Below are 12669 nucleotides of genomic sequence, written 5' to 3'. Positions count from 1 at the left end.
GGCTGGCTGAATGGCCGGGATTGATCGCGCCTACGGCACGGTTTCCAGGCGTGCGCTGACGAAATCGATGAACACCCGCAGCTTCGGCAGCACGTGGCGGCCGGAGGGCCACAGCAGGTGGAAGATGCCGCAGGAATGCACGTGTTCGTCCAGCACGGTGACCAGCCGGCCGTCGGCCAGCGCATCGCGTACCGAGTGCACCGGCACGAACGCCAGGCCCACGTGGCGCAGCGCCAGCGCCACGCGTGCTTCGATGGTGTTGGCCACCATGTGTACCGGCAGTTCCTGCGGGATTTCATCTTCGGGCCAGTGGATCGGCCACAGCTCCAGCTTGCCGGTGCTGGGGAAGCGGTAGTGCAGCAGCGTGTGCTGCATCAGCTCGGCCGGCGTGCGCGGAACACCGCGCTGCTGCAGGTAGGCGGGCGAGGCGACGATGCGGCGCGGAAACACGCCCAGGCGCCGCGCGTTCATGCGCGAGTCGCTGGGCTCGCCGACCCGCAGCACGGCATCGAAACCTTCCTCGATGACATCGACCAGCCGATCGCTGAAATCGAGATCGAGGCGGATGTCCGGATAGGCAGCCATGAACTCGGCCATCAGCGGCAGGGTCAGGTCACCCACCAGCGGCAGGCCGATGCGCAGCGTGCCGCGCGGCGTGGCGTGTGGTTGCGCCAGTTCGGTGCGTGCGGCATCGCGCTCGTCGAGGATGCGCCGGCAGCGCGCCAGGAACAGCTGGCCCTCGGCGGTGAGGGTGATGCTGCGCGTACTGCGATGGAACAGCCGCACGCCCAGTGCGTGCTCCAGCCGTGCAACGCACTTGCCGGCGGCCGAGGCGGAGATGCCCTGCAGGCGCCCGGTCTCGACGAAGCTGCGGGTGTCGGCGGCGTGCACGAAGGTCTGCAGGTTGGCGAGGTTGTCCAGGACGGTCATGGGCGTGCGGGCGACGAAAGCAGCAGGGTAGAGGGGCGCGCTGGCGGCGGTCGGCGCCGCCCTCGCAACACTGTGGTGCGGGGCGGGTCGTGGGCGGTTGCGGCCTTGCAGTTCCGGCCATGATGCCGATTGCGGACTGCACGGTCCATGATGCCCGGAGCGGCAACCGGCTTTTTGCGTGGCGGCGGGCTGCCTAACGTGGCGGCCTCTCCCCCACGGATCACCGCGATGAATGCCGCTCTTTCCCTTGAACCCGTACCGACGCTGCCGTCGGTGCAGCGGTTGCTGCAGCAGGTGCATCCCCTGCGCCTGGTCGGCGCGGTGGTGCTGGTGCGCCAGCACGGGGTGCTGCGCCACGCCAGCGCCAGCGGCCTGGCGGACCGCGAATCGGCCGCGCCGATGCAGCGCGACCAGTTGTTCCGGCTGGCCTCGGTCAGCAAGCCGCTGCTGACCACGGTGATCCTGCGCCTGGTGGCCGAGGGCGTGCTCGACCTCGATGCCCCGGTGCAGCGTTGGCTGCCGGACTTCCGTCCGGCGCTGGCCGATGGCAGCACGCCGCCGATCAGCCTGCGCCAGCTGCTCAGCCACAGCAGCGGGCTGGGCTACCGTTTCCTGGAGGCCGATGCGGACGGCCCGTATGCGCGGGCGGGTGTCAGCGATGGCATGGATGCCAGCCCGGTGTCCCTGGCCGACAACGTGCGCCGCATCGCGCAGGCGCCGCTGCTGTTCGCACCCGGCAGCCAGTGGCTGTACTCGCTGGGCGTGGATGTGGCCGGTGCGGTGGCCGAAGCCGCAACCGGTGAAACCCTGCAGGCGCTGTTCGCGCGGCTGCTGGCCGTACCGCTGGGCCTGCGCGATACCGCCTTCGCCACCGCCGATGCTGCGCGGCTGGCCACGCCCTATGTGAGCGACATGCCACAGCCGCATCGCCTGCAGGAGGGCGAAAGAGTGGCGCCGTTCGAGGGCACGATCGGCATCGAGTACAGCCTTGCGCGCGCCACCAACGCCAGCCATTTCGCCTCTGCCGGTGCCGGTCTGGTGGGCACCGCCGATGAGCTGATGGCGGTGCTGGAGGCGCTGCGCGATGTGCGCGCATCGGGCCTGTTGCCGCCTGCACTGGCGGCGCAGATGGCGACCCCGCAGGTGGGCGAGCAGGGCCCGCCGGAACCGGCCGGCTGGGGCTTCGGCCTGGGCTTTGCACTGCTGCGCGATGCCACTGCCAGCGGCACGCCGCAGTGCGAAGGCACCTGGCGTTGGGGCGGCGCGTATGGCCACAGCTGGTTCGTCGACCCGGCGCATGGGCTGAGCGTGGTGGCGCTGACCAACACCCTGTACGAGGGCATGGATGGCGCCTTCGTCGATGCGCTGCGCAATGCGGTCTATGCCGATCTGGAGGGCGCCCGATGAGCGGCCATGCCATCGATGCGAGCAGCCCGGCCGGTGAAGCCACACGCCTGCCTTGGGCTGGCCTGCTGGCACTGGCCGGTGGTGGCTTCATCACCCTGCTGACCGAGACCCTGCCGGCCGGCGTGCTGCGGCCGATGGGCGACAGCCTGGGCGTGAGTGATGCGGCGGTGGGCCAGCTGGTGAGCGTGTATGCGTTGGGCTCGGTGATGGCCGCGCTGCCGATGACCGCGCTGACCCAGCGCCTGCCGCGGCGTCCGCTGCTGCTGGCGGCGATTGCCGGGTTCGTGGTGGTCAATATGCTGACCGCGTTGAGCAGCAGCTACGCGCTGATCCTGGCCGCACGCTTCCTGGCCGGGGTAAGTGGTGGCCTGCTGTGGTCGCTGGTGGCCGGTTACGCCGCGCGCATGGTGGTGCCTTCGCTGCAGGGCCGGGCGATCGCTGTAGCCATGGTCGGCTCACCGTTGGCGTTGTCGCTGGGGGTGCCCGCCGGCACGTTGCTGGGCCAGCAGATCGGCTGGCGCTGGGCGTTCGCGTTGATGAGCCTGCTGGGCGTGGGACTGCTGGCGTACGCGCGCTGGGCGTTGCCTGCACTGCCAGCGGCGGCGGCCGGCCAGCGCATGTCGCTGGGTACGGTCTGGCGCATGCCCGGTGTGCGCAGTGCGCTGCTGGTGATGGTGCTGTACGTACTGGCGCACAACGTGCTCTACACCTACATCGAACCGTTGGCGGTGGAGGCCGGTGCCGGTGCCTGGCTGGATCGCCTGTTGCTGGCGTTCGGCATCGCGGCGATTGCTGGCATCGGTATTGCCGGCTGGGGCGTGGACCATCATCTGCGCGTGCTGGTCTGGGCGGCAGTGGTCGGCTTCCTCCTGCCGGTGCTGGCGCTGCTGCTGTGGCCAGGCCAGCCGACCCCGCTGCTGCTGGCGACGATCCTGTGGGGCGTGGCCTTCGGCTCGGTGGCGACCCTGTTCCAGACCGCGCTGGCGCGCCGCGCGGGTGCCGCTGCGGATCTGGCGCAGTCGATGCTGGTGACCGGCTGGAACCTGGCCATTGCCGCCGGTGGCATCGCAGGCGGTGTGCTGCTGCAGGCGCGCGGCGCAAGCCAGCTGGGATGGTTGCCGTTGCTGTTGCTGGTGGTGACGGCAGCGTGGTTGCTGGCGCGGCCGAAGGCGTGGGAATAGGCGGCGATCGGTGAGGGCGCGGTGCCGGCCAGCGGCCGGCACTACCAGGGTCCACGCCATCCACGCATGACGTGGATCTACTGAGCGCAGCAACCCGCGTTTGCCTTTGATTTTTCTGTTGATTCCGTGGTGGGATGCCGCCGCAATCTGTCCGTGGCCGGATGGGTGGGTTGCGCAGGGGCGTGAGCCGCATGGATGCGGCGACCGAGCTTACATGGACGTACTTGCAGCGCCCCCTGCGCGACCCATCCACCCGGCCCCAACTGATGGATCCACCGGGCTCGACCCACCACGAGGGGCCCCGCCGTTCGCCGTCCTACTCCACGCCCTCACGCTCGATCGGCACGCTGCGCGGATTCTGCATGTGCTCGCGCGCCGCGCCGTAGCGCTGCTGGCGCTTGTTGTGGAACGCCACGAACTCGTCGCGCGGCAGCGGCCGCGAGAACAGCCAGCCCTGCCCGAACTCGACGTGGCGGCTGTGCAGGTAGGCCAGCTGCGCTTCGGTTTCCACGCCTTCGGCCACCACCCACAGGCCCAGTTCCTTGGCCATGTCGATGATGTGCGGCGTGACCGGGCTGGTCGCGCTCTCGGTGCCGATGGCATCGATGAACGACTTGTCGATCTTCAGCGCATCCAGTGGCAGCTGCTCCAGGTACTGCAGGCTGGAGAAGCCTACGCCGAAATCATCGATGGCCACGCTGTGGCCGGCGCGGCGCGCCTGCGCCAGCATGGTGCGGGCGCGGTCCAGGTCGAGGAAGCCTCGCTCGGTGGCCTCCATCCAGATCTGCTGCGGCAGGATGCCGCTGCCGGCCATGTGCCGGGTGATCATCTTCAATGCACGCCCACTGCTGATGTCCTCGGCGGCGAGGTTGATCGCGATGTGCGCGCTGCGGTCGGCCACCAGCAGCTCGCGCATGTCGCGCACCACGTTCTCGATCACCAGGTCGGTAATGTCGGCGATCATGCCGGCCTCTTCGGCCAGCGGAATGAACAGGTCCGGCCGCACCTGGGTTCCGTCCGGGCGCTGCCAGCGGATCAACGCTTCGGCGCCGACGCAGATGCCGGTATCCAGCTCGATGATCGGCTGGTAATGCAGGTACAGCTCGCGGCGGCGGATGGCGGTGGCCAGCTCGCCGCGCAGCGACAGCCGGCGCCGGGAGAGCCAGATCACCAGGCCGGCCCCCGCAGCTGCCAGCAGCAGCCCCAGCGGCACGAACAGCCAGGCCTGCTGGCGGAAGGTGGCGGCCAGCGCGGTGCGTGGCGTGGTGGCGATCGCCAGCCATTCCTCGTTGCGCGCGGTGGCATACAGCGTGTTCTGGTCCAGCCCCTCGCCGGGATTGCGCAGCAGGTTCTGCAGCAGGACCGGGTCCATGCCGTCCTGCTTGGCCAGCAGACGCCCATCCGGGCTGGCCAGCGCCAGGCGCACATTCGGATCGACGATGACATCGACGAAGCGGCGTGGATCGACCAGTACGTCGTAGGAGCCATACAGGATCGACAGTACCTGGCGACGGCCGCTGGCTTCGGGGCGCACGTCCACCGCGATGCCGGCGCCGTCGCTGGTGACATGGTCGGCCCTGGGCTGGTTCACGTCCGAGCGAAATGGCCCCCAGGAGGTGCAGCGCAGCTTGCCCCCTTCGAAGTAGCCCATCTGGTCCGCCGACGGCGTGGTCATCACCAGCGTCTGCATGCGCCGGATGTGTTCCTCGTCGCAGCCGGAGGCGGTACCGGCTTCGGCCGACTTCAGCGCGGCCAGCGCCTCGTGGTAGGACAGATCAGAGCGGCGCAGGGTGCGCAGCGCGATGTCGTGCAGCCGCTGCTGTTCGACCGTGACCGCGCGGTCCCAGGTGGCGTAGGCCATCACCGCGATCGGTACGGCGGCGGCCAGCAGTGCCAGCGCGGTGCCGCCGATGATGACGCGCAGCCGGCTCATGGCCGGAGCTCCAGCGGGAGGGGCAGGGCAGAGGGCATGGGCGGGCCGGTCCTTGGGCAGATGCGGCTATCTGAGCATGGCGCCGGGCCGGGCGGAATGGGCGCAATCCGGTATTTCGTCACATTGTGATGAAAGCGGCCAAGATTGACGGAATCAGCTCGTCCGGTGCTGGCGCTCCTGCCCGCAGAGGACTACCGTCGGAGGCTTCGCCCGCCCCTTTCCGCGCCCATGACCGAGCCCGCAACGCCCCCCGAGCACCTGCGCCGCAGCCTGTCCAACCGCCACCTGCAACTGATCGCCATCGGCGGTGCCATCGGTACCGGCCTGTTCATGGGCTCGGGCAAGACCATCAGCCTGGCCGGCCCGTCCATCGTCTTCGTCTACCTGATCATCGGCGCGATGCTGTTCTTCGTGATGCGCGCGATGGGCGAGCTGCTGCTGTCCAACCTGCAGTACAAATCCTTCATCGATTTCTCCACCGATCTGCTGGGCCCCTGGGCCGGCTTTTTCTGCGGATGGACGTACTGGTTCTGCTGGATCGTCACCGCCATCGCCGATGTGATCGCGATCGCCGCCTATGCGCAGTTCTGGTTCCCCGGGCTGGATGCATGGATACCGGCACTGGCCTGCGTGCTGCTGTTGCTGGCACTGAACCTGGTGACGGTGAAGCTGTTCGGCGAAATGGAATTCTGGTTCGCGCTGATCAAGATCGTGGCGATCTGCGCGCTGATCATCACCGGCGCCGGCCTGGTCGCGTGGGGCTTCACCTCGCCCAGCGGCCACACCGCTGCGCTGTCGAACCTGTGGAATGACGGCGGCATGTTCCCGATGGGGCTGGTCGGCTTCTTTGCCGGTTTCCAGATTGCGGTGTTCGCCTTCGTCGGCATAGAACTGGTGGGCACCACCGCCGCCGAGACGGCCGACCCCGAGCGCAACCTGCCCAAGGCGATCAACTCGATTCCGGTGCGCATCATCATCTTCTACGTGCTGGCGCTGATCGCGATCATGGCGGTCACGCCGTGGCGCCAGGTGGTGCCGGACAAGAGCCCGTTCGTGCAGCTGTTCGTGCTGGCCGGCATTCCCGCCGCCGCCAGCCTGATCAACTTCGTGGTGCTGACCTCGGCCACGTCGTCGGCCAACAGCGGCATCTTCTCCACCAGCCGCATGCTGTACGGCCTGGCCGAAGAGGGCCACGCACCGCGCGGGCTGTCGCGGCTGTCGCGTGCGGCGGTGCCGGCGCGCGGCCTGCTGTTCTCGTGCCTGTGCCTGCTGGGCGGCACCCTGCTGATCTACCTGATTCCCAACCTGGTGACCGCCTTCACCCTGGTGACGACGCTGGCGACGGTGCTGTTCATCTTCGTCTGGTCGCTGATCCTGGTGGCATACATGGTCTACCGCCGCCGTTATCCGGAGCGCCACGCCGCCTCGATCTTCAAGATGCCTGGCGGCGTGGCCATGTGCTGGGCCTGCCTGGTGTTCTTCGCCGGCGTGCTGGTGCTGCTGAGCCTGCAGGGCGATACCCGCCAGGCGTTGATCGCCAGCCCGGCGTGGTTCGTGCTGCTGGGGGTGGGCTACTGGATGCGCCGCAGGACCGCGAAGTAATCCAACGTCTCCGCTCCATCGATTGATTCACGGTTTCCAGGAAGTTTCATCCACGCATGGCGCGGATCTACTGTCCGTCGCAGGAAACTGTCGAGGGCGGGGTGGGTCCGGTTGTGGGGGCGTGAGCCGCATGGATGCGGCGACCGAGCTTACATGGACGTACTTGCAGCGTCCCCCGCAACCGGACCCAGCCCGCCTCCTCGCAGGAAATCGGCCGTTGCCGTTGCTGTTGAGGTTGCCGGCCAGCGGCCGGCACTACCGCAGGTGCAGGGCGCAGCCCTGCCGACCCCCATTCACCCAACATTAGCGGGCGCGGCCGGATCATCCGGCCGCCATGTCCTGTCGCCCGCTCCTGCTGGTGCTGTTGCTGCTGCCCGGCCTGTGGCCCGGGCTGGCCACCGCGCGCACGGTCTACCGCTGCGTGCAGGGCAACACCGTCAGCCTGGCCACCGCACCGGAACCGGGTTCGCGCTGCACGCCGAAGGAGATCGACGACAACGCCATCCAGACCCCGAACCTGTGGGGCAACATGGGCGTGTTCAGCGGTGTGCTGTACGAGCGCGAGCAGGACGGTGCGCTGGTCTACTCGACCCGCAACCTGCCCGGCTCGCGGGTGTTCCTGAAGTTCACCGTGGCCACGCCGCCGGGCGAGCCGGCCCATGAGGGCCTGGGCAAGGTCGGCAAGCCGCAGCTGGCGCAGCACGCCAGGCAGTTCAAGGCCGCGGCCAAGGCCACCGGCGTCGACGATGCGTGGCTGCGTGCGATTGCCCATGCCGAAAGCAACTTTGATGCGCTGGCGGTGTCGACCAAGGGCGCACAGGGTGTGATGCAGCTGATGCCGGACACCGCGCAGGAGTACGGCGTGCGTGATCCGTTCTCGCCGCAGCAGTCGATTGATGGCGGCGCCCGCTACATGCGCGCGCTGCTGCGCCGCTACAACGGCGACCGGCCGCTGGCGGCGGCCGCCTACAACGCCGGCATCGGGGCGGTCACCCGCTACAAGGGCGTCCCGCCGTATGCCGAAACCCTGGCCTATGTGGACAAGGTGATGGCGCTGTACGCGCGCTACCGCGAGGCGATGGGCATCCGTACCGAGGTACCGGCGCGCTAGGCGCTGCTCAGCGCGAGGTGCCGCTGCCGACCAGCGCGTAGCGCTCGATGCGGCCGACGCGCGCGACCTCGGCCTGCACGTCGGCACGCTGCTTGAGCGCACGCCATGCGGCATCGATGCGCACATCGCCGGGAAGCGACGGATAGGTGCGCATGTCCTGCAGGCTGGCCAGGGTCTCGCCGCGGTCGACCGGCGAGCGTAGCTGCCCGATCAGCACCGCGGCCGCGCCGTCCAGGTCACCCTGCTCCAGCAGCATCTCGCGATGGAACACGGCGGCATCGTCGCGCTGGGCGAGGATCACCTCGCGTGCGGTCTCCATTGCGCGGGTATCGCCCTGGCCGCGGGCGGCGGCGAACTGCACCAGCGCCTGTGCAGCCTTGCCATAACCGGCCAGGCCCTGGATGCCCTGCACCGCCTGCGCCGCTTCCTGGGGGCGACCCAGCGAGATCAACAGGAAGCCGATGTTCAACTGGTGCTCGATGCTGTTGGGACCGAGTGCACCGATGCGCGTGGCCTGCTGCGCGGTCGCCAGTGCATCGTCAAGCCGGCCCAGCCGGCGCAGTGCAGTGAGGCGGCTGTTGAGCAGCCACCCGACCCACTCGGCGTCGGTGGCCGAAGGCGACTCACCTGCGGCGGCCGCACGGGCCATGCCGTCGGTCAGCGCCAGCACTTCCTCGTTGCGGTCCAGCATCAGCAGCGTGCTGCTGAATTCGGCCATGCGCGCGTCCAGTGCGCGATCGAGCAGGCCCGACACCCGCAGTTCGTCCAGATGCTTCTGCGCGGCCTGCACCGGATCAAAGCGCGGGTCGCTGCGGTCGACATAGCGGTCGAAGCGCTTGTCGCTGCGCAGCCGGATGATCTCGGCGGGGCCATTGATACGGGCCAGGGTTGCCGGGACGTCATCGCTACGGCCGTTCTCGGCCTGCAGCGTAGCCAGTGCCAGCCACATGCCGGTCGGCTCCAGGCCGCCACTCTTCCAGCCGTTGTCAAACAGCGCCTGCAGAAGTTCCATGCGCTGTCGTGGCTGGTCGCGCAGGCGGTACTGCAGGTACCTGACCGTGTCGTTCTGCAGCGACAGCGGCGCATCGGCATGCTTCAGCGCCCGCACCAGGTACTTCGTGGCCGGTGCGGGCTGGCTCTCGGACAGTTCGAGCGAGACCAGGGTCAGCAGGATCTGCGCGTCCTCCGGCAGGGCTTCCACGGCGCGCAGCAGGTAGCGGCGGGCCTGGACCGGCTTCTTCTGCACCATTGCGGTCCAGCCGGCCACCTGTGCGGCGCGGCCACGATGCTCGGCGTCGAAGTCGTCCAGCAGCGGATCCTCCATCAGCTGTTCCATCGTGATCAGCGCACCCAGTGTGTTGCCACTGCGCGATTGCTCGATCGCATCATCCCAGCGCTTGGCGTAGGCCATGTGCACGGCATCGCTGGTGACCGACGGCTTCTGTGGCGCAACGGTGATCGAGGCCGAAGCAGGGGTGCCTGCCAGTGCGGCCAGCAGCACGGCGGCGAGGGGGAGGGTGCGGGGCATGGAGAATCTCCATCCGTGGGGACAACATTGAAACCGCTGCCGCCAGCGAGAACAAGCGCGATGCATGGAACTCTGGCGCCCGCCGGTACGATTGGCCGTGGCGGATCGCCTGCACAGCGTCTATTGTCGGTGCCTCTTCAGGCAACAGGCAGGCAGCGCAGCGCGATGGCACGGTGGCAATGGATGGCAGCAGGCGTGGCAGTGGCAACCGCAGTGGCATTGGCTGCAACCTGGTGGGAGACGCCGTTGCACACGCTGGCTGAACCGGCAGGCCCGGCGCCCACGCCGTTGGCCTGGACCGCACAGATCGAGCCGTTGGCCGGCGATGGCCATCCGGGTGATCGTGACGGTGCCTCGGCACAGGCCCGCTTTGCCGATCCCTATGCGTTGCTGCGCAGCGCCGATGGCAGCGTGTACTTCACCGATGCCGGTGACAACAACCGCATCCGCCGCCGCCTGCCCGACGGCCGTGTCGAAACCGTGGCCGGGCAGGGTGAAGGGCGCATCGATGGCCCGGCGTTGCAGGCCAGCTTCAACACCCCTTCCGGCATTGCCGCCGATGCGCAGGGCAACCTGTATGTGGCCGACACCGGCAACCATGCGATCCGCCGCATCGGCATTGACGGCCAGGTGACCACGCTGGCCGGGGGTGAGCAGGGCCATGCCGATGGACCGGCCGCGCAGGCGCGCTTCGATGCCCCGATGGGCATCGCGGTGGATGCGCAGGGCCAGGTCTACGTGGCCGATACGTTCAACGATCGCATCCGGGTGATCGGCACCGATGGCAGCGTGCGTACGCTGGCCGGCGGTGAGCGCCCGGGGCTGGCCGATGGCGTGGGCGACGCGGCGCGCTTCGATACGCCGGTGGCACTGGCCTTCGACGCGCAGGGCGCGCTGCTGGTGGCCGACCTGTTCAACAATGCGGTGCGCCGCGTCGGCCCCGATGGCACGGTCAGCACGGTGGTGGCTGCCGGTGGGGTGATCAACGGGCCGCTGTCGTTGGCCACCACCCACGACGGCGTGCTGTACGTGGGGGATATGGATGGCCGGATCGTGCAGGTGACACCGCAGGGCCATCAGATCGCGCTGGTGGGCAACGGCCGCCTGCCGCGCCTGGCCCGCCCCAGCGGACTGGCGATGGATGCCGATGGCAGCGTGCTGGTGGCCGATGCGGCCAGCTACCGCCTGCACCGGCTGCGCCCACTGCCGGTGGGTGACCTGCCGGCGCCGGCGCTGGTCGGCCCCGCCGCCGATGCCGCGCTGCCGGACACCGGCGGGCGCTGGCCGCTGGCACCGCAGGACGGTTGGCACGAAGTGGTCGGCACGCTGGGCGAGGTGCGCGGCAACTTCAAGGGCGAGAGCCGCCACCACCTGCACGGCGGCTTCGATGTGCGCGGCGATGTCGGGCAGACCGTGCTGGCGATCGCCGAGGGCAAGGTCAGCAGCCCGATGGCCGCCTGGAGCCTGGGCGAGCAGGCCGAAGGCCTGTCGGTGGATCGCCTCAAGTACATCCACATGCGGGTCGGCCGCACGCCGCGCGATGCACCGTTCGACGCACGCTGGCAGGCGCTGTACGACGAGCAGGGCACGCTGCAGCGGATGCGCGTGCGTCGTGGCATGCGCATCCACGTGGGTGACCGCCTGGGCAGCATCAACAACCAGGCGCACGTGCACCTGGCGGTGGGTAATGGTGGCTTCGAGACCAACGCGGTGGCGTTGGGCTTCCACAACTACGCCGACCACTTCGCACCGCGCATTACCGATGTGGCCCTGCTGGACGACAACGACCAGCCGATGGCCGCAGGCGGCGATGGCGTGGTGATGGTGGCGCGCCAGGGCCGCGGCGTGCAGATCGTGGTCGAGGCCTGGGACCAGGTTGACAACAACCTGCCGCGCCGCCGCCTGGGCATGTACCAGGTGGGCTACCAGATCCTCGATGGCGCTGGACAGCCGCTGCAGGGTTACGAGCAGCCGCGCTGGAACATCGTGTTCAACCGCATGCCGCCGCAGAAGGAAGCGGTGCGCGTGGCCTATGCACCGGACAGTGGCATCACCGTGCATGGCAGCGCGGTGACCCGGTTCCGTTACCTGGCCACCAACACCGTGCGTGACGGCCTGATGGAAACCGGCCGCTGGCAGCCGGCGGCGCTGCCGCCGGGCGAGTACATCGTGCGTGCCAGCGTGCGCGACTACAGCGGCAACGAAGGCATCGGCCGGCGCGAGATCAGGGTACGGCTGCTGCCATAGCGGCGGCGGGGGCGCCGCAGCGTTCGCGCTCGGCGTCCATGTCTTCGAGTGGACGCACCTCGATGCTGCCGAAGCGTGCCCACGGGAAGTCGCGGGCGATGCGCATGGCTTCATCGCGGTCGCGCGCCACGATCAGGTTGAAGCCGGCCAGCAGTTCACGGGTTTCGGCAAACGGGCCATCCAGCACGCGGCTGTGCCCCTCGCGCACGCGCAGGGTCTGCGCGGTATCGACCGGCTGCAGCTTCTGCGCGGCCAGCAGCGTGCCTTCGGCCTGCAGCTTGTCGGCGTGGGCGAGGCAGTCGCGCATCAGCGCGTTGAATTCTTCGGTAGGCAGCGCCTGCAGCAGGGCAGGCTCGATGTAGATCAGAAGCAGGTACTGCTGCATGGCACGGTCCTGGCGCGGGCGGGGTGCCCATGATGGCGCAGGATTGCGCGTGGGCATGTTGCAGCGCGGGAGGCGCGCCTTCGGCGGGGATCGGCGAACGGCGGAGCCCCTCCGTGGTGGGTTGGGTGGGTCGCTGAAAGCAGGGTTTCAGAGGGTGGGTCGGGCGGGTGGGATTGGCGGGGACGCCGTGAACCCGTCCCTGGGGGCTTAGCCGCGCCATCCATGGCGCGGATTGATCTGGCCCCCCGTCAGCGGACGCCAAGAAGCGATACTTTGATCGCACTTGGAGGTCCCTTATGTCCCGTATCACCCGTCGTAGCTACACCGATGAGTTCAAGCACCAAG

Annotated in this window: 9 protein-coding genes; 5 read left to right on the top strand and 4 right to left on the bottom strand. The window is 68.9% G+C overall.

Translation table 11 applies throughout. The features are described 5' to 3' along the window. Positions 1–30: 30 nt before the first annotated feature. Positions 31–930: a LysR family transcriptional regulator gene (locus AC5P7U_RS18170; RefSeq protein WP_308308102.1), complete on the bottom strand. Its 900-nt coding sequence runs from the start codon at positions 928–930 to the stop codon at positions 31–33. A gap of 228 nt (positions 931–1158) precedes the next feature. Here AC5P7U_RS18170 and AC5P7U_RS18165 point away from each other — a divergent pair, with 228 nt between their 5' ends. Together AC5P7U_RS18165 and AC5P7U_RS18160 are read left to right on the top strand one after the other, a co-directional pair. Next, entirely contained in the window at positions 1159–2337 is a 1179-nt protein-coding gene (locus AC5P7U_RS18165; protein ID WP_312561867.1) for a serine hydrolase domain-containing protein, read from the top strand. Next, positions 2334–3518 (top strand): MFS transporter, encoded by a 1185-nt coding sequence (locus AC5P7U_RS18160; RefSeq protein WP_197564697.1) that lies wholly within the window; start codon positions 2334–2336, stop codon positions 3516–3518. The genes AC5P7U_RS18165 and AC5P7U_RS18160 overlap by 4 nt, the downstream gene beginning before the upstream one ends. A gap of 316 nt (positions 3519–3834) precedes the next feature. On the opposite strand, the gene AC5P7U_RS18155 is transcribed toward AC5P7U_RS18160, so the two are convergent. Next, complete coding sequence (locus tag AC5P7U_RS18155; RefSeq protein ID WP_197565116.1) at positions 3835–5451, bottom strand: EAL domain-containing protein; 1617 nt, start codon at positions 5449–5451, stop codon at positions 3835–3837. Positions 5452–5679: 228 nt separating this feature from the next. Here AC5P7U_RS18155 and cycA point away from each other — a divergent pair, with 228 nt between their 5' ends. Both cycA and AC5P7U_RS18145 read left to right on the top strand, forming a co-directional pair. Continuing rightward, positions 5680–7053, top strand: a complete 1374-nt coding sequence (gene cycA / locus AC5P7U_RS18150) for a D-serine/D-alanine/glycine transporter (protein WP_053448644.1) — start codon at positions 5680–5682, stop codon at positions 7051–7053. Between the two features lie 334 nt (positions 7054–7387). Beyond that, positions 7388–8164 carry a lytic transglycosylase domain-containing protein gene (locus AC5P7U_RS18145; RefSeq protein ID WP_308309591.1) on the top strand — a complete coding sequence of 259 codons (777 nt, stop codon included), beginning with the start codon at positions 7388–7390 and terminating at the stop codon, positions 8162–8164. A 7-nt stretch (positions 8165–8171) separates the two neighbouring features. Here the strand turns inward: AC5P7U_RS18145 and AC5P7U_RS18140 are convergent, their stop codons facing one another. Then, positions 8172–9692: a tetratricopeptide repeat protein gene (locus AC5P7U_RS18140; RefSeq protein ID WP_312560026.1), complete on the bottom strand. Its 1521-nt coding sequence runs from the start codon at positions 9690–9692 to the stop codon at positions 8172–8174. 165 nt (positions 9693–9857) lie between these two features. Between AC5P7U_RS18140 and AC5P7U_RS18135 the strand changes: the two genes are divergently transcribed. Next, entirely contained in the window at positions 9858–11939 is a 2082-nt protein-coding gene (locus AC5P7U_RS18135; RefSeq protein ID WP_495221319.1) for an NHL repeat-containing protein, read from the top strand. Here the strand turns inward: AC5P7U_RS18135 and AC5P7U_RS18130 are convergent. After that, positions 11917–12324, bottom strand: coding sequence for a YciI family protein (locus AC5P7U_RS18130; RefSeq protein WP_197565077.1), 408 nt, complete (start codon positions 12322–12324; stop codon positions 11917–11919). The genes AC5P7U_RS18135 and AC5P7U_RS18130 overlap by 23 nt on opposite strands. Between the last annotated feature and the right edge of the window lie 345 nt (positions 12325–12669).

The sequence above is a fragment of the Stenotrophomonas sp. YJH_SMC_57 genome (assembly GCF_059369755.1).
Note: the sequence above shows the minus strand (reverse complement) of the source record. Positions and strands in the feature narration are given on the sequence as shown.

What these genes read in the sequence shown, in the direction of transcription:
- AC5P7U_RS18140 (WP_312560026.1), bottom strand. Translation starts at nt 9,692, where the DNA reads ATGCCCCGCACCCTCCCCCTCGCCGCCGTGCTGCTGGCCGCACTGGCA.
- AC5P7U_RS18160 (WP_197564697.1), top strand. Translation starts at nt 2,334, where the DNA reads ATGAGCGGCCATGCCATCGATGCGAGCAGCCCGGCCGGTGAAGCCACA.
- AC5P7U_RS18165 (WP_312561867.1), top strand. Translation starts at nt 1,159, where the DNA reads ATGAATGCCGCTCTTTCCCTTGAACCCGTACCGACGCTGCCGTCGGTG.
- AC5P7U_RS18130 (WP_197565077.1), bottom strand. Translation starts at nt 12,324, where the DNA reads ATGCAGCAGTACCTGCTTCTGATCTACATCGAGCCTGCCCTGCTGCAG.
- AC5P7U_RS18170 (WP_308308102.1), bottom strand. Translation starts at nt 930, where the DNA reads ATGACCGTCCTGGACAACCTCGCCAACCTGCAGACCTTCGTGCACGCC.
- AC5P7U_RS18155 (WP_197565116.1), bottom strand. Translation starts at nt 5,451, where the DNA reads ATGAGCCGGCTGCGCGTCATCATCGGCGGCACCGCGCTGGCACTGCTG.
- AC5P7U_RS18145 (WP_308309591.1), top strand. Translation starts at nt 7,388, where the DNA reads ATGTCCTGTCGCCCGCTCCTGCTGGTGCTGTTGCTGCTGCCCGGCCTG.
- cycA (WP_053448644.1), top strand. Translation starts at nt 5,680, where the DNA reads ATGACCGAGCCCGCAACGCCCCCCGAGCACCTGCGCCGCAGCCTGTCC.
- AC5P7U_RS18135 (WP_495221319.1), top strand. Translation starts at nt 9,858, where the DNA reads ATGGCACGGTGGCAATGGATGGCAGCAGGCGTGGCAGTGGCAACCGCA.